This is a genomic window from Spirosoma lacussanchae, from assembly GCF_005870035.1.
Lineage (GTDB): Bacteria > Bacteroidota > Bacteroidia > Cytophagales > Spirosomataceae > Spirosoma > Spirosoma lacussanchae.
In genome coordinates this window covers 923787-947615 of record NZ_SWJG01000001.1, presented here as the reverse complement: position 1 = coordinate 947615, position 23829 = coordinate 923787, and the positions used below count along the sequence as shown (strand labels likewise).

Annotated in this window: 10 protein-coding genes; 3 read left to right on the top strand and 7 right to left on the bottom strand. The window is 55.4% G+C overall.

The features are described from left to right. The first annotated feature begins 118 nt into the window (after positions 1-118). From FBR45_RS03905 to FBR45_RS03895, 3 genes are read left to right on the top strand one after another with little or no spacing between them, the layout of a single operon-like run. Positions 119-610, top strand: coding sequence for a low affinity iron permease family protein (locus FBR45_RS03905; RefSeq protein WP_138499499.1), 492 nt, complete (start codon positions 119-121; stop codon positions 608-610). Between the two features lie 36 nt (positions 611-646). After that, the gene (locus FBR45_RS03900; protein ID WP_138499497.1) at positions 647-1120 is read left to right on the top strand and encodes a thioredoxin family protein; all 474 of its coding nucleotides are present in this window, start codon (positions 647-649) and stop codon (positions 1118-1120) included. A 57-nt stretch (positions 1121-1177) separates the two neighbouring features. After that, positions 1178-3280 (top strand): alpha-amylase family protein, encoded by a 2103-nt coding sequence (locus FBR45_RS03895; protein ID WP_138499495.1) that lies wholly within the window; start codon positions 1178-1180, stop codon positions 3278-3280. Position 3281: 1 nt separating this feature from the next. Here FBR45_RS03895 and FBR45_RS03890 read toward each other — a convergent pair whose 3' ends face one another. From FBR45_RS03890 to FBR45_RS03860, 7 genes are all read right to left on the bottom strand, one after another. Further along, positions 3282-4208: a PhzF family phenazine biosynthesis protein gene (locus FBR45_RS03890; RefSeq protein WP_138499493.1), complete on the bottom strand. Its 927-nt coding sequence runs from the start codon at positions 4206-4208 to the stop codon at positions 3282-3284. A 14-nt stretch (positions 4209-4222) separates the two neighbouring features. Next, positions 4223-4612: a VOC family protein gene (locus FBR45_RS03885; protein WP_138499491.1), complete on the bottom strand. Its 390-nt coding sequence runs from the start codon at positions 4610-4612 to the stop codon at positions 4223-4225. A 1-nt stretch (position 4613) separates the two neighbouring features. Further along, the gene (locus FBR45_RS03880) at positions 4614-5696 is read right to left on the bottom strand and encodes an AAA family ATPase (protein WP_246082097.1); all 1083 of its coding nucleotides are present in this window, start codon (positions 5694-5696) and stop codon (positions 4614-4616) included. Positions 5697-5823: 127 nt separating this feature from the next. Then, on the bottom strand, positions 5824-6741 hold the full coding sequence (locus FBR45_RS03875) for a PorP/SprF family type IX secretion system membrane protein (protein ID WP_138499487.1): 918 nt from the start codon (positions 6739-6741) through the stop codon (positions 5824-5826). A 207-nt stretch (positions 6742-6948) separates the two neighbouring features. Next, the gene (locus FBR45_RS03870) at positions 6949-9345 is read right to left on the bottom strand and encodes an OmpA family protein (protein WP_138499485.1); all 2397 of its coding nucleotides are present in this window, start codon (positions 9343-9345) and stop codon (positions 6949-6951) included. 217 nt (positions 9346-9562) lie between these two features. After that, positions 9563-10537, bottom strand: a complete 975-nt coding sequence (locus FBR45_RS03865) for a PorP/SprF family type IX secretion system membrane protein (RefSeq protein WP_138499483.1) — start codon at positions 10535-10537, stop codon at positions 9563-9565. A 5-nt stretch (positions 10538-10542) separates the two neighbouring features. Next, positions 10543-22770: an SdrD B-like domain-containing protein gene (locus FBR45_RS03860; RefSeq protein WP_171044826.1), complete on the bottom strand. Its 12228-nt coding sequence runs from the start codon at positions 22768-22770 to the stop codon at positions 10543-10545. Between the last annotated feature and the right edge of the window lie 1059 nt (positions 22771-23829).

The window sequence follows — 23829 nt, the reverse complement described above, 5'->3', positions numbered from 1 at the left end:
GGGCCGTATCTGATTAGTTCATAGACAAGCACCCCACCAGACTGGTGTAAAATCATTTTATGCCAGTCTGGTCAGAATAGCCGTTATTTCGTGTAAAGATGCCAAACCGCCCCACTGCATGAACACGAACAAATTCACGGCCTTCTTTGAACGCTTCGCATCCCGGGCCACCCGCGCCACCGGCTCCTCAACCGCCTTTCTGCTCGCCCTGCTAACTATCCTGGTCTGGGTGATTACCGGACCTGTTTTTGGCTACTCTGATACCTGGCAACTGGTCATCAACACCGGCACGACTATCATCACGTTTCTGATGGTGTTCCTGATCCAGAAATCACAGAACAAAGACTCACTGGCTATGCAGATCAAACTGAACGAACTGATTGCCGTCAATCGAAAAGCCAGCAACCGCCTGCTCAACCTCGAAGACCTCAACGAAGCCGATCTGATTGCGCTGCATCAGTTTTTTGGTCGACTCGCCGAGAAAGCCAAACAGGAAGACAGCCTCTCCGAGTCGCACTCAATCGAAGAAGCCGAAGAGATTCACGTTGAGAAACTCGAAGAAAAACACAACCGTACTGCGCGTAAAACCCCCAGAACGAGCGCCAGCTGATCGCCGTTGGCTCGCCATATCGGTTACCTTTGCGCCATGAAGCGACTTGTCTCTGTTTGCGTACTGTGCCTGCTGTTGATCAACGTCCGCGCCGACGAACCGGTGGGCATGCGGTTCTTTGTCGGTTCCTGGCAACAGGCCCTGGCCGAAGCCCGCAACCAGCACAAACCGCTGTTCGTAGACGTCTACACCACCTGGTGTCCGCCCTGCCGACGAATGGCCCGCGAAGCGTTCCCCAACCCGGCCATCGGCGACGCTTTCAACGGCCGGTTCATCAATTACCAGCTCAATGCCGAAGTTGGTGAAGGCCCCGCTGTGGCCCGGCAATACGGTGTAGGCAGTTACCCGACCGGCCTCTACCTGACCCCCACTGGCGAACTGGTTCATCGGTCGGTTGGTTACGCGGGCGTCAACGCTATGATTCAACAGGCGGACCTGGTCTGGCGGATGCCCAGGCTACGCCGGTCGATCAGCAAACGAAATCGGGTCTATACCGAGGAGGAAAAGTAAAAACATAGCCTCGGGCACTTTCTCTGGGGTTGGTACTTCTTGATCCTCAGCCCGTCTATGCTCACCCGTCGTGACTTTTTGCAACGTTCTTCGCTCAGTGCAGCTGGCGCGCTGGTAGCGTGGGAAACCACCTCCGGCACGCCCCTCCAACTCCCGACCCAGCCTTCCGGCGTTCAGCCACCCACTGGCCTCCGGTTTCGACAGGTTCACCTGGACTACCACACCAGCGAACTGATTACCGATGTGGGTGCCCAGTTCGACCCCGACGAGTTTGCCGATACGCTTACCAAAGCCCGCGTTAATTCGGTTACCTGCTTTGGGCGCTGCCACCACGGCTACATCTACCACGACACCAAACGCTTTCCGGAGCGGCATCACCCCCACCTGAAGCGGAACCTACTGAAAGAGCAGATCGAAGCCTGCCACAAACGCAACATCCGGGTTCCCGTTTACCTAACCGTGCAGTGGGATCATTTTACGGCTCGGGAGCATCCCGAGTGGATCGTTATTGATGAACACGGCAAAGCCAGTGGTACCGAACCCTTCGACGCCGGGTTCTACCGCAATCTGGATGTCAATACGCCCTACGGCGATTTCCTGAAGGAATACGTGGCCGATCTGTTCGAAGCGGTACCGGTGGACGGGCTGTTTTTCGATATCATCAAAGTGCTCGACTCGTCGAACCCGCATACCATCCGCCAGATGACGGCAAAAGGGATGAACCCAGCCCTGAAGAGCGACCGCATCCTGTTTTATAACGAGGTGATGGCCAACTGGCGGGCTGATATGTCGGCCTTCGTGCGCAGCAAAGACCGCAACGCTACCATCTTCTACAACTCCGGCCACGTTGGGCCGTATATTCGCCGACACCTGCCTACCTACAGTCATCTTGAGCTCGAATCGCTGCCGAGCGGTGGCTGGGGATACCTCCATTTTCCGCTCACGGGCCGCTACGCCCGCACGCTGGGCATCGATTTTCTGGGTATGACCGGCAAGTTTCACACCTCCTGGGGTGACTTCAGCTCACTCAAAAACCAGGCCGCGCTGGAGTTCGAATGTTTTTCGATGCTGGCCCTCACCGGCAAATGCTCCATTGGCGATCAACTGGCCCCCAACGGCAAAATCGATCCGGCTACCTATGGCCTGATTGGCTCGGTATACAGTCAGGTCGAGCAGAAAGAACCGTACTGCGTCGACGCCCGACCCCTGGTCGATATTGGGGTTGTAACCATGGAAGAGATTCAGCCGCTTGACGTCACCACCCGCGTACCGGACCCGATGATGGGTGCTATCCGAATGTTGCAGGAGGGTAAACACCAATTTGACGTCATCGACGGTCTGACCGACTGGTCGGGCTACCGCGTGCTCATCCTGCCCGATCAGATTCTGCTTACCGACGCCCTGAAAGCCAAACTTGACGCTTATCTGGCCGGTGGTGGTGCTGTACTGGCCTCCTATAACTCGGGCCTGACACCCGACAAACGAACCTTTGCTACCAACGCCTTTGGGGTCTCGCTCGTGGGCGAAGCACCGTATAGCCCCGACTTTATCGTGTCGACCGGCGAAGGAGTCAGTGCCGGATTGCCCGCCACGGAGCTGGTCGTTTATCAGAAAGCCAACGAAGTCAGGGTAACCGGTGCTACCGTACTGGCCATGACCAACGTGCCATATTTTAACCGGACGTATCAGCATTTTGTGTCGCATCGCCACACGCCCTCCAGCGGCAAACCCGGCTATCCGGCCATTGTACAGAACGGTAAAGTCATCTACATGGCCCATCCCCTCTTTTCGCAGTACGCCCAGAACGCGCCACGCTGGTGCCGGCAATTTGTACTGAACGCCCTGCAGCGGCTCCTGCCCGACCCGCTCGTGCGTACGCCTGAGGCTCCCACTACCCTGCTGGCCACCCTAAACAGCCAGGCAACCGAAAACCGCCGTATCCTGCATTTGCTGCATTACGCTCCCGAACGGCGCGGGCGCGATTTTGACGTCATAGAAGATGTAATTCCGCTGTATAACGTAGCGGTTTCGGTAAAAGGGTCGGCCAAACGGGTAAGCCTGGCTCCGTCGGGAAGCGCGCTGAAGTTCACCCAGCGAAACGGTCGGGTTGAGTTTGTGGTGCCGGAGCTGCGCGGGCACCAGCTGGTGGTGTTGGCATAAGTCAGTCGGCCACTACCCAAGTACCGGCAGCGACGTACTGTACCCGACCGCCAATCTGCAGATCAAACAGCCCCTCGCTGGTGAGCGACCCGTTCAGTTCGAGCAGCGATGGTCGGCCTGCTTCGTAGCCCTGTTCAAGCCGCAGCTGAACCGGCCCCGGGCCAAATACCCGATGCCGGAGCAGGTAGGCCAGCAGACATGAACCCGCGCTACCCGTGGCAGGATCTTCGGCTACCTGCCCCTGCTCAAAGCAGAACATGCGCGCATTAAGCTGATTGGTAGCCTGGTAAGTTTCCCGACAGAACGGGTAAAGCGAGCTATGTAGCCCTTGGGGATTGTTAGTCTTATGCAGTCCGTGAGCCAGTAGCCAGGCTTCCAAGTCATCTTTGTCGAGTCGGATAGCCCGCACCGCAGCCAGCGAGCGAAGCGGCACCATCACGTACTCAAGACCTGTGCTGACCCACTCAATGGGCCAGTCGGTGTCGATCGCTTCGGGAGGCAGGTGCAACAGGCGAGCCAGATCGGCGGGGTCGTAGGTTTGACCAAACCGGGGCTGGGCGGCCTTCAGCCAGGGCGTCTCCTCTTCCCACCGCACCGGAACAGGGCCTACCCCCAGGTTCAGCGAAAAAGGAACGATGCCGGTTTTAGCCAGATGATGGGCCAGCACCCAGCTCGTTCCCAGCGTAGGATGGCCAGCAAAAGGCACTTCGTATTCGGGTGTGAAGATGCGAACATCGAACCCCCGCTCCACCGAGCCACCCATCACGAACGTGCTCTCCTGAAAGTTTATTTCGCGCGCCAGGGCCAGCATCAGCTCGGTTGTCAGTACATCGGCGGGTACATCGCGGGCGTCGAAAACGGCCAGGGGGTTGCCCTGATACCGCTGGCTGGCAAACACATCGACGATGAAAAACGGCAGCGCAGTCATGGGAAGCGTACAGGTCAGACGGTAATCTCGATCCGATTCTGCTCGGGATCGAATACCACACTTTCGTAATAGCCGTCGCCGGTTCGGCGGGGTTCGCCCACGACGGCGTAGCCATCGGCTCGAAGCCGTTCGGTCAGGGCATCGACGGCGGCTTCGCTGCCGACTGATATGGCGAAGTGAATCAGCCCCAACGCCTGTTGGAACGGGTCGTTCTGCGAGTAAGGAATACCTGGCCTTTGCATCAGCTCCAGCCGCACCCCACTATCGAAGCTGAGAAAATAGGATGAGAAACCGGTCCGGGCGTTTCTGTACATATCGTTACTGGTCGCTCCGAAGTAGGTTTCATAGAACGTTCTCATCGATTCCAGATCAAGAACCCAAATAGCCACATGATCGATACGCATGTCAGAAACCTACTTTTATGGCTTCCTGCCGCTCGCCTGAAACTGTTTGCTCTTCGAGGTTGAAGATGTCGGCCAGCGTCATGGCCTCCTGGGTCCGGTACTCCATGCCGAGATGAGCCAGCAGGTCGTTGGCTTTGCTGGTAGCCAGTTTGCCGAAGGCGTAATCGACCATCAGGCGACCTTTCCGGAGGAGGGCTTTATCGAGCAGATGCTTGCTGGCGTTGAAGGTAGCAATGACCTGAATGTGCATACAGTCGGCCAGCAACCCGTCGGTTAGGTTCAGGATGTTGGAAACGCTGTTGGTGTCGCCCCCGGCCTCGCGCGACTGAAGAATCCGCTCCGCGTCTTCGATGATCAGCACCGAATCTTTATTATCGAGCAGAAACGGAATGATCTCCGGCGAAGTCAGGTAGTTGGTCATATAGGGCGGCAGAATCAGCATGTCCTTCTTGACCAGCGAACTCAGGTACTTGATATAGGTTGTTTTGCCGGTTCCCGGTTCACCATGGAGCAGAATCAACCCTTTGCTTTTGGGTTGTGCCAGCAGGTTTACCAGCCGTTCGTGTACCGGCGGGAAATCGCTGTTGTAATGCAGCTCGAGATCTATATTCGGCGGCAGAATCTCGACGCGCTCGGTATGCAAGCCACCCAGACCACTCTGAATCAGATAAATATGCGTCTGATTCTCTTCATGCACGTATTTGTGTTCGTAAAAACCGGTCAGCAGTTCTTTTGCCGAGGCCTCGTTGAGGTAATAGCCATAGAGCCGAAAGAAGCGTTCGCCAACAAATTCGGCCTTCAGTATCAGGCCTTCGTCGTGTTGATAGATACGCTCGATGGTGTGCCAGCCTTCGTCGTTGACGCGGCTCGTATGGTTGATCAGCCGAAACCCACGCCCATCCAGTAACTCCCGCGCCGACAACTTAAAGTCGTCGTTAAAGTGCAGATAGTTCGGGTACGTACCGAACGCCTGTACAAAATGGGGAGCCAGCGGAAACTCACGGTCAAGGTCGCTGGGAATATACAGGTTCTGAATAGTTTGTTGGTTGGGCATACGACTGTCGGCCGTCAGATAGCGAAACATGTCAGCCCTTGAAAGCTCTTCGTAAGGTTTCAACGGGACGCTGGATTACGTTTCAACGCGTCTAAGTTACCGAAAAATTAACGAATAGATCAAGGAGTATCGTGTGTGTACAACCCGGCTTGAGTAGCTAGTAGACGAACTGCAACGCACCGGGCGAGAAGCGTAACGCAATTTCGTGGACGCTTGGCTGAAAATATAAACTGGCGTTCGGATTCTCGGGCGTTTGCGAATAGAACAGATAGCTAAGCCGAATCGCCTTGGTAAACTGGTATTCGGCCAGGGCGTGCAGGTAGTTGGTTTGCACAAGACCAGGGCTGTTGTGTCGGTACGAAATACCCAGTCCGATCTGCTCGTGGAACCAGATGCGGGCATTCAGGTCAGCCCCCACCGGGCGATCGGCAATTTTGGAGATCAGCACCGACGGGATCAAAACGGCGTTGTCGCCAACGGCAAAGCGGGTGCCGGCCTGCACCATCAGGGGCCGTACACTCTGGTACAGAAACCGCCCTGACAGATCGAGCGCCCGTCCCGTAAGTTCGGGCACGGAAATACCGCCAAACAATCGGTCTGACTGGTAGTAAACACCAACACCAACACTTGCTATAGCCCGGTTCAGGCTCGATGCGGTAGCATAGTCATATAAGGGTAATACATTGACCCCTCCCTGTACGCCGATCGACAGTCTTGCCAGCGCGGGCAGGTTAAACCGATACGCCACGCTCCCCGAAACGCCGGTAGCGGCAAACAGACCCATCCGATCGTTGAGCGCCTGGAAACCTAACCCGACCCGCCCGTTGGCCACCGCCCCATCGGCAGCCACGCTCTGCGTCAGTGGCGCCCCCCGAACGCCGAGCCATTTGCGCCGAAGCAAAGCCGTCAGCTGAAACGATTCGCGCGCGCCCGCGTACGCCGGGTTGATAGCTAACGGATTAACCAGGTACTGCGAATAAAGCACTTCGCGCTGGGCCTGAACCGGTTGAGCCAGCCAACCACACACGGCGATCAGAAAAAGGGTAATTAATCGGACGCGAACTAAGTGGGGCATACCAAAAAATAGAGTTAAGCAACCAAATTGGCCGCTTTTCAGCTAAAATCCTAATTGGAATAACTGGCCTGCCCTGTTACCCTGATGCCTGTCTATAAAACCAAAAGCGAGCAATACACCAGGGTATTGCTCGCTAATTTATTATTAAGTTGGATAAAGCGCTTGCCTGTTAATAGGCAAAAACTATACCAATGTTTCTACATTTAATTAATCCATCGACAGAATTTTTATTTCTGTTCGCCGATTTTGCTGATGATCCGTTTCTGAGCAGTTGACACCGTCTTTACAGCCATTCAGCAGTAACGTTTCTCCGTATCCTTTGGCAATCATCCGTTTGGCCGGAATACCTTTCGATTTCAGGTAAGCAACGGCTGCTTTGGCACGGTTGGCAGAGAGCGTGTTGTTGTAGGTGCTGGTAGCCCGGCTGTCTGTATGCGACCTCATTTCAATCCGCATGGTCGGGTATTTTGTCATCAGCGCTACTACTTTGTCAAGCTCCACAGCCGCATCCGGGCGGATAGTAGATTTATTGAGGTCATAATAGATGTTGTCGATTTTGATAACATCTCCTTTGCGGAACATGACCAGCTCGGTAGCCCCCGTGCCATCTTTGGCGATATGAGACCCGGTAGTACCCATATCGTTTTTTATCGCTTCGAGCGAGTAATCGCAGCCCGATGTAATCGAAAAGGAGTAGCTGCCGTCTTCTGTCGTAGTCGTTTCCTGAGAACTGCCGTCGCATTCATTGATCATTACCACCTTAACGCTCGCCATCGGTTTTTTATCAGACTGGGCTATTACGCGACCCCGCAACGTACTGACCGTCCCCGCGGCTTTGGCTGAACCTTTTGAGCGACTGAGTGGAATATCGAGCCGGGAGGGCTGATCGTCAGCCATATCCTTGGTAGAGAACCCGATTTTATTGTCGAGGTACCCATCCCGGCTAGCCAGGAAGCTGAATTCATTATCTACATCGACACAGAATCTAACCAGTCCTTCGGCATCGGTCTGGAGTTGCTTCTGCCCGTTAGCCGATGCATTATCGACCGCCACCGTGGTATTGATCAACGGTTCGCGGGTTTCGGCGTCGAATACGCTTACCGTCAATTCCCGACACGGATACAGCGAGCCTTCGCGCGTGAATCGATACAGGTCGTCGTCAGCCCCTCCGTTTTTTCGGTTACTACTGAAATAGCCCCGCTGCCGGTTGCCGTCGGTAACAATGCCGAAATCATCCTTGGGCGAGTTGAGCGGTTCGCCCAGATTGCGGATGTTGGTCGCTGACGTACCATCTGCCACCAGGTTCGCATAAAACATATCCAGATCGCCCAGGCCAGGGTGGCCATCCGACGAGAAATAGAGATTACCTTTTTCATCGACAAACGGGAACAGTTCGTTACCCTTTGAGTTGACCGTGGGGCCCAGGTTTACGGGCTCGCCCCAGTTGCCCTTGTTCCAGCGGGAGACGTAGATATCGGTGCCGCCGAAACCACCGGGCCGGTCAGATGCGAAGTAAAGCAACTGATCGGGCGTACCGTTTTTGTCTTTGGCCAGGGCGGGGTGTCCCGTTGAGAACTCATCGCTGTTAAACGGTAACTCCTCTGCTTCGCTCCAGTACCCATTGGTATGAGAAGAGGTATACAGTTTCAGTTTGTTGATCCGGTCGGTACTTTGACCATATTTACCGTTTGTATAGTTATTCCGGGTGAAGATGACCCGTGAACCATCTTTGGTAAATGAAGCTGGCCCCTCGTGGTACTTAGTGTTGAGGGTCTGGCTAAACCGATCGGCTTCGCTGATGAGCTTGTCTTCGTACCCCTGGCTGATATTGTTGCCACCGAAGAAGCCTACCGTGCGCGAATCATTGGCCGTAGGGCTCGTAAAATCATCGCTCCCCAGCGGACGGATCAGTTGCGTACGGGGCACAGGCTGTTTAGCTGCCGAACCACCCAGGCTAGAGGCTTTAGCCGCCCGCAGCCCTTTCACCTCCGGCAGGTAATGCAGATCCAGAAATGGCGTACTGTTCCAGTTGAAGACGCGCTTTATACCGGCTCCCCCGCTTTTTGACGATACGAACACCAGACCGTCTTTGTACAGCATGGGACTGAACTCAGCTTTGCGGGTGTTCATCCGCAGAAATTCAACTTTGTAGCTAGCCGCGTTTTTTGTTAGTGGGGTTAGGTCGCGGTATAGTTTGGAGAAAGCAGGCCCTCGTTTATCTGTCGTCTGGAGAGCGCTGTATTTTTCGTAGGCTTCCTGCGCTTCGCGGTATTTCCCATTGCTTGCCAGCGATTGTGCATAATACAGGTAATATTGATTGTCTTCGGGCGATAATGAGCCGCTACTGATCAGGTCTCGATAGACCCGCTCGGCGTTGACCATATCACGAATTTGCTGGTAACTGTAGCCCAGGCGAGTTTTGGCCAGACGCAGCTCTTCGGTCGAGAGCGAAGCCGGTTTAGCGAGTGCCTGTTCATAGAGTTCAATGGCTTTGGCATAGGCCAGCTGGCTAAACTGAGTGTCGGCTTGTTTAACCAGCGACTGAGCCAGCAGCGAACCCGCCCAGAGGCATAAAAAGGCAAGAATAGGAAATGTACGCGTCATACATCATGGTGGTTATGAGACGGAACGAGAGAGAGTGAGCAATTTTATGCTTTTTGAGTTCCGTAGAAAATACACCTTTCCAGTAAGCAAATACTGCGCCGAATTTTAGACTTTTGGTTACGGAGAGAACAACCAAACGGCCCATGATATCGACGGCCTTGCAGGCTTTGTCAACATCATGGGCCGTCAGAAACCCATACGCTGTATGATAAGTCTATTAGAAGTAGCGCGGGGTCAGGATACGATTTTTACCGAAGCCAAACTCGTACCGAAGCATAACCTCGTGTGAGCTGGGCGCAACAGACCGCAGGCCGTTCATGGTTCGATCATAGGCATACCCAAACCGGAACTGATCGGTCAGCTGAACCTCCAGCATCCCCACAACGGCATCGGTCGAATAATCGGTCCAGGTAGAGAACTGATTCCGACGAATCGAAGCGCCAATGGCTATCCGATCGGCAAACCAGAAGTTGATGTTTCCGTCGAAGCCAAGCGGTGCGCCTTCGGCATATTTGACCAGTACAGACGGCTTCATTTTCACCGCCGGGCTGATGCCGACTACGAAACCAGCTGCCGCAAAGGCATGACGCGCCTGCACCGACCGCAGATCCCCGACGTTGTATTCGCTCAGCTTGTTCTTAATCAGGCGCGGTACCGATAGGCTCAGGTACGACCGGTCGTTACTGAGGTAAATGCCGGTACCGAAATTGGGCAGCACCTTGGATATATTCTGCGCAAAGGCCGGATCGATTGATCCATCGGGACTGGTCATTACCTCCGTCAGGTTAGCCCGGTAGCTGGATGCTCCTCCCTGCAGACCCAGAGCCAGCGTTGTACGCTGACCTACTTTAATCCGGAATGCGTAGGAAGCAAAAGCACCGGCTTCTTCCATAACGCCGTACCGATCGCCGTACAACTGTAACCCGATACCGACACGCTCCTGGTTGAGGGGCATGTCCATGGTGAAGGTAGCGGTTTGGGGAGCTCCCTGCACGCCAGTCCACTGGTTTCGGTAGAGTGCCGACATGCTCAGCACGTCACGGCTTCCCGCATAAGCCGGATTCAGGGCCATCATGTTGAACATGTACTGCGAGAACATCTTGTCCTGCTGCGCCCGGACCTGGCTGCTGCCGATCCCGAGGATCAGCAGCAGCGCGATTGCCCACTGTTTTTTTACTAACTGGTTTACCATCGGTATTAGCGGTTAATCGTCATGTATCGTACAAACTTGCGCCCGTCGCTCAGGTTGATCACGTAGTAGTACGTTCCGTCAGGTACACCGGCAGCGTTGTCGCTGATTACAGTCCCTGCATTCGGCTTACCGTCCCAGTCGTTGCGATAGTCATCGTTATTGTAAACAAGGTGTCCCCAGCGGTTGTACACCTCAAGACTGATGGTTGCCGCCCCGGTTCCGCGGATGACGAACAGGTCGTTGACCCCATCGCCGTTCGGGGAGAAGCCCTCCGGAATAAACAACGCCGTGCTGGTAGCGGGCAGATTCAGCGGAGTAGCTTCACGCTCGTTCAGATCGGTCGGGTTGTTGTTTCCGTTCACGTCCGGGTTCAGCCCATTGGTCGAGATGTCTGATACCTTATCTGTACCTGATATTGCCTCAGCATAGGCCGTGTTCAGGAAGGTAGTCGTGCTACCGAAGGTGGACACGTTTACCACAAACAGGATGGTATCTACTTTACCGGCAGCCAGCGTACTGGTGCTGTCGCCAAGTACGAGCAGCGGATTAGCGCTACCGTCGAAGGCTGGGTTCAGCTTCAGCGTGCTACCCGTCGAGATAGTTACCGGTGCACTCACCACCTTGTAGCTGGCTCCGGTTATGTTGTTAAACACCTTGGAGAGTGTATCACTAACCGTTACCTTCTTCAGCAGCTCACGACCGTAGTTTTTCACAACAACCTGGTACACCACGTTGAAGCTTTGATCCGCCTGGCGAACGGTATCCCGAACCGACATGGCCAAACCAATGTACGAGGCCGACGACAGGTTATTGAGAATGACCGGCGTTGCTGCGCTGTTGTTACGAGGATCGAGGTCCTTGTCCGGATCGTCGTCGGGACCCGTCGTTGACTGGTCTTCAACTACTTTTTTATCCGGTGTCATGGCAGTTGCTTTGGCCGTGTTATAGAACGTCAGCGAATCGGCGTTGCGGGCATCGACCCGTACGATGAACGCCAGGCTGCGGCTTTCCCCTACGCCCAGGCTGCTCAGTGAATCGATCAGCATATTCGTAACCAGGCCCTGTCCGGTATACTGCGGGTTAACGGTCAGCCCGGCACCAGCGCTTACACTGATTTGACTGCTGACAATCAGCGCGCCGTTACCAAACGTTTCGGAGAGATTATCAACCACCTGCACGTTGGTGAGCGGCACCGTACCACAGTTTTTCAACGTGATCGTATACGGGATGTCGAAGACGCCTTCAGACACCGCTACGGGTTCCCCAGCCTGCTTGGCTACGCCGAGCAGACCGGCAGGCAGATCAAAGCGAACAGGCGTTGAGACCGCACCCGGCTTAACCGGATCAAGCCCGTCATTCGAGATATCGCTCACGGTCTGACCGGTTCCGGTCGTCTGTCCCGTTACCGTTGCCGACGAGAAGAATGGGCCATTATTACCATTCAACTTCACATTGACCACAATCAGAACCGTATCCTGCTCACCAGCAGCCAGTTTACTGGTCCCGGCCAATACGTTAGGATACGTATTACCATCGTAATTGGCATCCAGTACCAGCTTGCTGCCAGCGCCTACCTTTGTACCAACCACCGTATACGATACCGGCGGAGCGAAGGCTCTTACCAGGCTATCGGTCAGGCTGATACCTGTCAGGTCAACATCACCCAGGTTCTTAATTGTTGCTTTGTAGGTGATGGTATAACTGTTATCAGACTTAGGCTCGATTTTGGCGACTACCAATGCCAGACCAATACCTGGCCCCTGCGGCTGTCCGCCACCAAGCGTGAAGCTGGTTACAGTCGAGTTGTTGGTTGGATCACCATCACCATCCGGATCGGAATCTCCACCGGTCGTCGACAGATCGGTTACCGTTCCGGAACCATTCAACGCTGTGGCGCTGGCGATGTTGATGAACCCACGGGTTGTATCACCTGCTGCCCGTCTTACAACCACATCCATTGTGAACAGCTGCGAACGGCCGGGGGCGATATAACTTACCGGATCGAGCAGATCAACGTTACTACCAGCACCTGTGAAGGTAGCGAGTGGCTTGAGGGTAGAACCGGCCTCTGGCTTCACGACCGCACTCACCAGCTTGTTGGGTGCGAAGAAGAAAGCCAGATCATCAACCACCTGCACTTTCCGCAAGGTATCGTCACCAAAGTTGGTCGCAACAAAGCGGTACGACACCTTGATCAGCGAATCGCCTTCTGCCTTCGGGGTACCGAGTACCGACTTGGCCAGACCAATCTGGCTTGGTTTGTAAGCCGCGTTGTTAGTCACCGTTGCGCTGGCCGTATTGTTGGCCAGGTTGGTGTCTTTCTGATCGAAGTAGGTGATAGTAGCCGTGTTGACAACTGTTCCTTTCGCCACAAGCCGCGCCTGGAAGCTAATCGACTCAGACTTACCAGCCTGAAGGCTGTCGATGCGCTTCGTAATTACGCCGTTCGATACAGAGAAGCTGGTCGCTCCGCTTACCACCAGTTCAAGACCCTGAGGCAGCACGTCGCGTACATCGATGTTCTTAGCCGTATAGAGACCGTTGTTCGTTACCTTGATGGTATACGTTACCGGCTCGCCATGCTGAACCGCCGACACGCTCGCCAGCTTACTGATAGACAGGTCTGTCTTAACCGTATCCGTAGCGCAGTTGAAGATGCTTACCACCACTTTAGCCGGTGCACTCACGCAACCGTTGCTGCTGCGGGCGAATACGTAGTACGTTCCGGCACCTACCGAATCAGGGCGTGTGATGAGTTTCGACCAGGCAGGCTGCCCGATGCGGTACTCATACGTACTACCCGCCGTTGTGGCAGAGAGCGCCGACGTCAGGTTAGCCACCACCGATGGGCAGTTGTTGCGCACGTTTGCGACGAGCGGCATCGGAGCCGGTTCGGCTACCTTCACGACAACGGGTTCGGAGAAGGCCGAGCTGCATCCACTACCATCTACAACCTGCAGGGTGTAGGTTCCGCTGGTTTTCACCACGATGCTCGATGAGCGCTCTTTGGTACTCCAGATATAGCCACTGGCTCCCTGTGGCCCTACCAGCTTGACAGAGTCACCATAGCAGAGGTTCGTTGACCCTACGATCTGAACGGCCGGAGCAGTCTTGCTGCCCTGAATCGTCAGAACCATTTCATCTTTAGCCACCGCACAAGCTGCGTTATTCGTGCTTACCGACAGTGTTAGCGTTACTTTGCCCGAGGCAATATCCTCGGCACTGGCGGTATACGTAGCGTTCAGCTGGAACGAGTTATCGAAGGTACCCGTACCGCTGGTAGTCCAGTGGGCGGTTCTACCCGCGCCACCCATTACACCAGCCAGTTGATAGGTCTTCGCAGCGCATATGCTGGCGTCAGCACCCGCATTGGCCGTTGCCGGATTCTGCGGATCGCAGGGCGAAGCGCCGGCACAGGGAATGATGTTGACGTGAATGGCAACCGGCAGGCTATAGCAGCCATCAATCGTTTTCTCCACCACATAATACGTACCGGCACCTACTGCTGTGTTTGTCACCTTCGAGGCTGCGCTCAGCGATTGACTCGTGTAGAACTCAAACACACCACCACGGGTCGAGACCTGACTGGTTACGGCCGTTGTTAAATCAACCGTATTGATCGGGCAGGTGTTGGTTTTATCTACCGTTTTCGGCTGAGCCACTTTCGGCAGAACCGTTACCGTGACCGCGTTCGAAGCTTCGCTCTTGCAATTATCCGATGTGCAGCAGCGGGCCGTGTAGGTCTGCGTAGTAGCCAGAGACACCGTCATGGTCGATCCTACCTGATTGTTCGACCAGGTAACGTACGAACCAGCCGGGCAACCCTGCGCTACCAGTGTTACTGGTGCACCGAAGCAAGCGGTCGTGCTGGTTCCGCCGGCTACCGAGATCGTCGGTGCATCAGGCGCGCCGGCTTTGATCGTCGTGTAAGGAGACCAGGCACTCGAGCACTCACCTACCATACACTTCACTCGGTAGCTGACATCGGCCGTGGCAATGAATGACAGGCTGCTACCCGTCGTCACATTGTCGGACCAGATATACTGACCACCCTCGCAACCCGTTGCAGTCAGCGTTACGCGTTCCCCTTTACAGGCTACCATCCGATCAGCAGAGATCGTTGGTACGTTCGGCGTATTCACAACCGCATCGCCCATGTTCGAGTAATTGCTGGTGCAGCCGTCGATGGTGCACGTAGCCATTACCCACAGGTCAGACACGATTGTCTTCGTAATCGACGCGCCTTCATCACCGTTGGTCCAGCGGATGGTACCTCCTTCACAGCCTGTAGCTGTAAACGTTACGGCGCTACCAGCACAGACCGTGAACGGTTTGTTCGGGCTTATGACGGGCGGGGCCACGCGTCTGACGTTGATTCTGGCACCGGTGACATCAAGGTCAGCACACAGCTTCCGTTCTGCGATGAGCTTAACCACGTCACCACCCGTTGTGAGACCCGGTCTTACTACCGACAGGTCGAAGTAGTTCGGCGTATTCGGGGTAGCATTGTACACCAGCGTATGGATTGTATAGCTACCCGCTGCGTCGGTAACGCTGAAGGTCGGTGTAGTACTGGTCTGTTGAATGACCAGATCGGCGCCTTTCGTCAGCACATACAGTACGGAGTAGCCCGCCGGCTGTACCAGACCACCGTTTGGCCTAGCGGCCAGCGTCGTAACAATGGCAGTACCCGAACAGATGGTGGCTTCCACCGGTACCAGCGTACCTGCTTTGGCGACGCAGCTACCCGAATTCACGATAATCGTATTCGACGGGTTGCTGAGGCAGGTGCGGTAGCGACACTGCGCATAATACGTCTGTGCACCATTCGGACGGACGACAATCACGTTACCCATGTTATTGCCGTTGATATCGTTGGCACTCCAGATCACATCACCCGTGCAGCCGATAGCGGTCAGCGAGACGGTACCACCTGGTTCCACAACGGTTGCCGAAGCGACAATGGTTGGCGTTGGTACCGGCGTCACCGTGATCGTATAGGTTGCCGACTGCGGGCTCCGGCATTTACCATCCTGGCAGTAGAGCGAGTAACCCGTCGTTACCGTTGGCGACACGATGATGCTGGTCGTTGTCTGACCTGTGCTCCACATCGGTGTGCCCATGCAGTTGGTTACCGTCAGCGTCACTTCTTCACCGGGGCAGGTGTGATCCGTGCTGCAGGTTACGATCGGCTGTGGGGCTGCGGTTACGCTCACCTTGATGGTGTTCGACCGGCTGCTGCCACAGGCACTACCGCTGGTAGCCGTACAGATTGCGTAGAACTCGTTTTGCGTTGGCGTTGCCGATACAGAGACCACCGAGCCGGTCTGACCATCAGACCAGGTGATGGTACCTCCCGAGCAACCCGTTGCGGTCAGCGACACCAGGCCGCTGCCACAGATTGACGTCGTAGAAGCGACGATCGTTGGCGGTGCTACTGTTCCCGAAGTCGTTACCGTTACCCGGATGCCGAGTGACCGGTCGCTCTCGCAGTTCCCCTGTTTGCAGGTAGCGAAATATTCTTTCGTTTCTGTCGGGAAGAAGCTGATGCTGGCACCGACGCGGTCAATACCATACCATTTAACAGTTCCTTCACATCCCTCAGCCGTGAGCGTCACTTTCTCTCCGCTACAGATCAGGTTTTTACCCGAGGTCAGACTGATTTGCGGAGCCTGCGGGTTCACGATCGTTACCGGAACGGCATTCGATGGTTCACTGAGGCAAGTACGGTAGCGGCACTGGGCATAGTAGCGCATACTTGCCGTTGGCCGAACGGTGATAACTGACCCGGTCAGGGAGTTACCATCTGTACCCGCCACGTTCCAGATAACGGTACCGTTGCATCCCGACGCGGTCAGCGAGACAGGTGCTCCGGCGCAGGCCGTATCAGCACTGGCCGTTACGGTCGGAACCAGGGCCGGTACTACGCTGATCGAGTATACTTTCGATGGCTCGCTCTGGCAACCGTTTGATTTGCAGTATACCGAGTAACTGTTGCTACCCAGGCTTGGGCGGACAACGATGCTACCCGTCGTTAGGGTCGTGCTGCTCCATACTGGTGTACCCACACAGCCATTTACCGTCAGCGTTACTTCTTCTCCCGGGCAGGCAATGGTTGTACTGCAGGTAATGGTCGGCGTCGGCAGGCCCGTCGAGATATCGATGGTCTTCGTAGCCGGTTTACCTGGGCAGCTGCCAATGACACACTGAGCCGTGTATGTGGTGCGAGTTGTTGGTTCAACCACAATTACGCTGCCGGTCTGTGCCCGCTCTGACCATTCAATTTTACCACCTTCACAACCCGATGCGGTCAGGGTTACCGATGTACCCGGGCAAACCTGATCTGCACTGGCCGTAATGACGGGTGGCTGTGGATCCCGTACGGTTACCGTGATGAGGTTAGACCGGCCGCTGATGCAGGCCTGACCCAGTACACAACTGGCCGAGTACGTAGTCGTTACGGATGGCGTCACAACCACACTGAAACCAGTCTGTTGATCTGACCACCGGACTGTACCTCCTTCGCAGCCTCGTGCCACCAGGGTCGTTGAACTGCCTTTGCAGATCTCCGTCAGGGCACAGACAATAACTGGCGGCTCGGCGCTGCAAACCGACACATCGATCGTTGCGCGAGCGGTATCGTTTACCGCATAACGTGGATCGTTGTTCGAACCACTGATGATGCCTGTATTGGTAATCGTACCGCCAGCGTTAATCGTTGCTTCGATCAGCAGGCTACGGTTCGACCCTTTGGTAAGGGTACCGATAGTCCAGGTACTGGTAGCGGCATTATATTCAGCCGCTGGTGTCGCGCTGACAAATGTCAACGTGGGCGGAAGTACATCTTTCACCTTCACATCAGCACCTGCAATCGGGCCGTTGTTGCTGGCGGTGAGCGAGTACGTAATTTTCTGACCTACTTTGTATGGACCTGCCGTCACAACTGCTTTCGTAAGAGCCAGGTCTGGCAGGCACGTACCGACGGTAATGGTCAGCGACGCCCGCGGACTCACACAACCACTCGGACTAACCGCTTCGGCGGTGTAAACCACCTGACCGGCCGTAGCTGGCGTTACAACCAGTTTACCACCACTTTCCGTTGTACCAACCAGTCTGTTGCTTTGATCGTACCAGTTGATACGGGCACCCGGGGCAAAGCCTATTAGTTTAGTGCTGCTACCCTGGCAAACCAGTGTGTCGTCGCAGGCTACGCCAACGGGCATATCGGGTCGCTTGTTGATAGCAACCATCAGTGAACTGGTTGCGGCCTTACAAACACCGGCGCCATCCGGATCGTTGGTTGTTGCGGTCAGCATAACCGAACCGTTGGCAATATCCGCGGCAGACGGTGTGTAGGTAGCGCTCAGGCTGGTTGGGCTGCTGAACGTGCCCGTGCCATTCGTCGACCAGACAATACTTGTTGCCGAGCCAGACAGTACAGCTTTTACAGGAACGCCATCACCCGAGCAGATTGATACACCAGGGCCTACGTTGACGCCTGCCACGCTCTGGCAGTTGCAGTCCACGATTTCTACCGTCAGTACGGTTGGGTTGCTGTAGCACCTTCCTGATTTGGCAAACAGGTAGTACTTCCCGGCGCCTACTGCCGTGGTATTCGTTACCCGGGTGGCTTCGGAGCGGGTCAGGCTCGTATACCACTCATAAGTAAGCCCCGTGCTGTGGTTCTCTATTTCAATCGTTGTCAGATCGACAGTTGTCTTCGGACAGGTATTCTTGATGTTACCAAGGCAGATTGGGGTGGGCACGGTCGTTACCGTTACCACCACTGGCTTGCGCGGACTAGCGCAGCCTTCTGTCGTTGCCTCAACATAGTATACAGTCGTTGTGGTTGGATTGACCACCAACGGCTCACCGCTGGCGAGAGTCGCAATGGCTACCCCATCATACGGAGTGAGGTACCAGCGGATTTTCGCACCCGGTACGGGTGTCGATGCCACCAGCGTTGTACTCTCCCCGTTACAGATGCTGGCATCAGCGGATGCCGTCAGGTTGAAGTTATCCGGGCAACCGGTGCCTATCGAGAGGCTGTACGAAACTGTTACCAGACACGATTTGGCATCTGTGGCAACAACCGTAAAGTTGCTGACACCAGCCGTAGTTGGTGTTCCGGACAGTACACCCGTTGTTCGATCCAGCGTCAGGCCCAGGGGCAGACTACCAGCCACCACCGCGTAGGTATAAGGTGCCGTGCCGCCCGTAGCGACCAGCGTCTGGCTGTAGGCTATACCTTTCACACCTGCCACCAGTGTTGACGGCGTCAGTGTAATTGGCTGGCAGAGTGTGCAGGACACAGGTACAGCGTACGTCGTACTCTTGATCAGATTCACCACGCCTGCCAGTGTAGCCGTAACCGTGCGTGAAGCAGGTCCGTTGCTTATACCAGTTAGTGAGAACGAGACTGAAGTCTGTCCGGCCGTAACCGTGTACGACGCAATGGGCGAACCATTTTCGGTGATCGTCAATACCCCCGGAATAATGTTCGTAAACGAAACAGTACCGGTAGTAACATATCCATTCGTTGCAGTATTACAGATAGCCGGTGCTACAACGATGGCCATGGCCGGCATTCCCCCTACCGTTACCGGAACAGACGCGGTATTATTGACCGGGTTTGTATCAACAGGTCGATATCCATCTACGTTCGATACCGATGTGTAGGGACTGACGACGGCTATGTTGGTCAGCGAACCACCCGCAAATGCAGCACTGATCTGCGCCGACAACGTCAGCGAGGTGGTACCACCGTTAGCGGCCAGCGGTCCGGCAATGACCGTGCTCACTGAATTGGCTCCGCTCGTGGCAAAACCAGTTCCGCTTACAAAACTCATACTAGCCGGTAAGAGGTCGTTTACAACCACATTATAAACCGGATAGGCCGAGTTATTCGTAACCCTTAATTCGTACGTAACAACGTCACCAGCCGTGAACGAGCTGCGACCACCGGCTACCGTCTTAGCGATACCCACGTCGTAGCCCGGTACAAACCCGGCATCCAGGCTGGGATTGAACTCGCCCGAAGCCAGCGTCACGCTGCCCGTGCGGCCCGTGGCCAGCAGGTCACTGTCGAGGCTACGATTCGGACCACTCAACGGTGTGGTGGCCGTGAAGCCCGTCGGCGTCGAGAAGCCCACGGCATAGCTGTTGCTGCTGCCTGGGGTCAGCCCCGTGAAGCTGTAGAAGCCCGTGCTGCTGGTGAGCACTGTCTGGCTGGTGGGCTGTCCGTTGAGGAACAGCGTGGCTACCACCCCGGCGATACCCGGCTCTCCGGCATCCTGCACGCCGTTGCTGTTCAGATCCGCCCAGACATAGTCGCCCAGACCGGCGAAGCTGCCAACGGGTACTGTCGTCGTGGCCGTATTGTTAGCTGGATTGGAATCCCGCGGCTTGTACCCATCCACATTGCTGGTGGAGGTGAACGGGCCAACCACTGCCACGTTGGCAATACTGGTGGCTGAGTAGGTATTGCTAATCTGGGCGGTGTAGGTCAGGCTTACCGAACCACTAGCCACCAGCGGACCAGCAATGGTGCCACTGGTTGAGTTGGGGCCACTGCTGACCAGACCACTGCCGCTTACAAAGCTTACGCCAGCAGGCATCTGGTCAGTTACCACCACATTATAAACCGGGTAAGCCGAATTGTTGGTGACTACTAACCGATACGTGATCAGGTCGCCCGGCAGATAGCTGCCTTTGGGATTCACCACCAATTTCTCGATACCCACGTCATAGCCCGGTACAAACCCGGCATCCAGGCTGGGATTGAACTCGCCCGAAGCCAGCGTCACGCTGCCCGTGCGGCCCGTGGCCAGCAGGTCACTGTCGAGGCTACGATTCGGACCACTCAACGGTGTGGTGGCCGTGAAGCCCGTCGGCGTCGAGAAGCCCACGGCATAGCTGTTGCTGCTGCCTGGGGTCAGCCCCGTGAAGCTGTAGAAGCCCGTGCTGCTGGTGAGCACTGTCTGGCTGGTGGGCTGTCCGTTGAGGAACAGCGTGGCTACCACCCCGGCGATACCCGGCTCTCCGGCATCCTGCACGCCGTTGCTGTTCAGATCCGCCCAGACATAGTCGCCCAGACCAGAAGTCGGAATCAGGTAACCGGCGTCGATGGTCGTGTTGGTCTCACCCGAGGTCAGCGTCACCGAACCGCTCAGCCCCGTCACCAGATCAGCGTCGGAGTCAATCGTATTGTCGGTGCCTGAACGCGGGGTGGTTGCCGTCAGACCGGCCGGGGCCGTGAAGCTTACCGAGTAAACGTTGGTCAGACCCGGCGTCAGTCCCGTGAAGCTATACAAACCACTGGCATCGGTCGTGGTCGTGGCCACTACGGTACCGTTGAGCAGGAGGTTCACCGTTACGCCCGAGATGGGGGTGTCGCCGGGCGACTGAACGCCGTTACGGTCGTTGTCGGCGAAGACGTAGTTACCCAGGCTGGCGGGCTTGATGAAGCCAGCATCCACCGTGGTGTTGAACTCGTTAGCGGCCAGTGTGTAGCTACCCGTCACACCCGTGCTGGGATTAGCATCACTATCCGTTGCGTCGGGGCCTATGTTGGCCACCGTTCCGCTAAAGCCGGTTGGGGTGGAGAAGCTCACCGAGTAAACGTTGGTCGAGCCAGGGGTCAGCCCTGTGAAGCTGTAGAAACCACTGGCATTCGTCGTCGTCGTAGCGATCTCCAGTCCATTGAGCCGCAGGCTTACGGTTACCCCAGAAATGGGTGGCTCACCCGCATCCTGCTGCCCGTTGGCATTCTTATCTTCCCAGACATAGTCGCCCAGACCAGCCGTCAGACGCTGGTAACCGGCGTCGATGGTCGTGTTGGTCTCACCCGAGGTCAGCGTCACCGAACCGCTCAGCCCCGTCACCAGATCAGCGTCGGAGTCAATCGTATTGTCGGTGCCTGAACGCGGGGTGGTTGCCGTCAGACCGGCCGGGGCCGTGAAGCTTACCGAGTAAACGTTGGTCAGACCCGGCGTCAGTCCCGTGAAGCTATACAAACCACTGGCATCGGTCGTGGTCGTGGCCACTACGGTACCGTTGAGCAGGAGGTTCACCGTTACGCCCGAGATGGGGGTGTCGCCGGGCGACTGAACGCCGTTACGGTCGTTGTCGGCGAAGACGTAGTTACCCAGGCTGGCGGGCTTGATGAAGCCAGCATCCACCGTGGGGTTATTCCGAGCGGTACTTGATTCAGGCTGACTTGTATCTATAGTATATACGCGCGTCAGTCCATTGAGGCCCGCATCGCTGTTCATGTCATCGGATACACCCGTTGCCGTTTGCGACGTAGGCTGGAAACCGGCTGGTGTTACGAACTTAACCGTGTAACTGCCATCGGTCAGACCCGTGAAGCTATAAAGCCCGCCCACCGTTGTTGTGGTCGACGCCAGCAGCGTTGTACTCGTCTGATTATATAGCTCAACGGTCACACCGCTGATACCGGGTTCGTCAGCGTCCTGTTTGCCATTGGCGTTTTTATCTTCCCAGACAAAGTTACCGAGGCTACCCAGCGGACCCGGTACAAACTCTATGTTACAACAGTTTGATGAAGCACATTCATTCTTATAGGTCACAAAACGATAAACGCCCACCGACTTTATAGTCAATGAGTTATCATTGTTTACTACAGCCAGCGAGGTCGATACGGCGGATGTACTGATGGGTACATCGTTCCGGAACCACTCGATCCGATCGAAACCAGCCGGTATAGACACGGTATATTCATCGCCCGCGTAGAAAAAGATTGGAATAGCAAAGCAGACAGCCGCGTAGTCGTCTTCGTATATATTACCAGACGCAGGCGAATCGGGATCGGTCTGATCGAGGCTGGTAACCTCGGCGGTGTTGAACCAAACCCCTCGTCCCACTACAGTGGCCCGGAACGTGAGCGTCGCCGATGCGCCGGGCGCAATCGAAGGAATACGCCAGGTTCCGGTCGTCACCGTCGATGACACTGCCGCCGTATATGTTCCGGACGAAGTTGACGCTGACGAAGGTACATAAGTAGCCCCTTCCGTAAGCAGGAGGTCCGTTACTACTACGTTGGTGGCAGCAGCAGTGGCATTAGCTGCGTTGGTAACGACCACCGAATACGTGATAACATCACCAAGTGCCGGGTTCTGGTTACTGAAGGCTTTGGTCAGACTTAGGTCGACGACGGCGGTTTGCGCAAACGTCGCCTGGATACCGCCCAGCCAGAAAACAAGCAGTGCCACTAGTGACAGCACTCCCTGACGAGACCGCGCGCCCCATGAACGACCCTCGTCACCTGCTCCGGCCAGACGTTGTGAAAAACGGCTCGTGCGAGTAGGCTTTTCTAATGCCGTACTATCCCCCCTGCCCACGTTAACCTTGGGTCGGCTTATGGACATATGAGGTGATTCGTTCTGTAAAATTTGATCATTCATTCGCGGTAGAGTAAGAAAAGTAGGTGGCTGCTGGATAAAGTCTATAGATGGGTTGATAGTACTTCCGGGCGGAATGTCGGGCGGGCGCCCCGCCGACCGGATACCGCTAACGGCATAGAGCCGGGCTGGCCGCGACTCTGTCATGAAGAAAGGAGAAGGTTGTTGTTCAGGCTGTGCTGACGGAAGAGGCTGAAACTTTCTCTGTATCAGCTGGAGCACATAGCCAATTACCTGATTTGCCAGATAATCTAGTTTTGCGCGGACGTTATCAATCTTCCGGTCGTTTTTACGACGTACCGGATTCACTGAAACACCAAGACGTTTTATGCGAAGCGTAGACGTTACTTCCATCTGCAACTTTATTTGGAGCGTATACTTAGCGGCAAAATCAGCCCGCAAACGTTGCAATTATTCTGACCGACAAACCATGCCCAAGTCACGGTCTACCCTGCCTGATAACAGCGGCTATTTTACTCTCCAAGAATTTAACTAAAACTATGCCAAACAACCGCCCCTTGGTGACACGCAAACAGGACGGCGAGTAAATCATTGTATATTCGAGAGTTAATGACTCGCACGTATAGTGGTTGGAGTAAGTAAGGGCAGTCTGATCCTTGCCGGGTTACTCCAATACGGATACAGGAGCAACCCGCCGGGTTTAGCGAAAACTATGCCAAGTGTAATGTAACCTGCCCGGTGTGACTAATTTATTCAGCACGCCAGATTATGCATGACGGCTCACTCTATTTGACAATAAAGCAGCCCAGCAGGCAGGTCGATAAGAGAGGATACGAGAAAATGGGAGCCGGATAAGTATGTCCTGAGAGGCTTATCAACATAATCGGCCGACAAATATAGCTACTCAAC

Bases quoted from the DNA above. Each gene is read 5' to 3' on its own strand.
- FBR45_RS03905 (WP_138499499.1), top strand. From the start codon at position 119: ATGAACACGAACAAATTCACGGCCTTCTTTGAACGCTTCGCATCCCGG.
- FBR45_RS03900 (WP_138499497.1), top strand. From the start codon at position 647: ATGAAGCGACTTGTCTCTGTTTGCGTACTGTGCCTGCTGTTGATCAAC.
- FBR45_RS03895 (WP_138499495.1), top strand. From the start codon at position 1,178: ATGCTCACCCGTCGTGACTTTTTGCAACGTTCTTCGCTCAGTGCAGCT.
- FBR45_RS03890 (WP_138499493.1), bottom strand. From the start codon at position 4,208: ATGACTGCGCTGCCGTTTTTCATCGTCGATGTGTTTGCCAGCCAGCGG.
- FBR45_RS03885 (WP_138499491.1), bottom strand. From the start codon at position 4,612: ATGCGTATCGATCATGTGGCTATTTGGGTTCTTGATCTGGAATCGATG.
- FBR45_RS03880 (WP_246082097.1), bottom strand. From the start codon at position 5,696: ATGTTTCGCTATCTGACGGCCGACAGTCGTATGCCCAACCAACAAACT.
- FBR45_RS03875 (WP_138499487.1), bottom strand. From the start codon at position 6,741: ATGCCCCACTTAGTTCGCGTCCGATTAATTACCCTTTTTCTGATCGCC.
- FBR45_RS03870 (WP_138499485.1), bottom strand. From the start codon at position 9,345: ATGACGCGTACATTTCCTATTCTTGCCTTTTTATGCCTCTGGGCGGGT.
- FBR45_RS03865 (WP_138499483.1), bottom strand. From the start codon at position 10,537: ATGGTAAACCAGTTAGTAAAAAAACAGTGGGCAATCGCGCTGCTGCTG.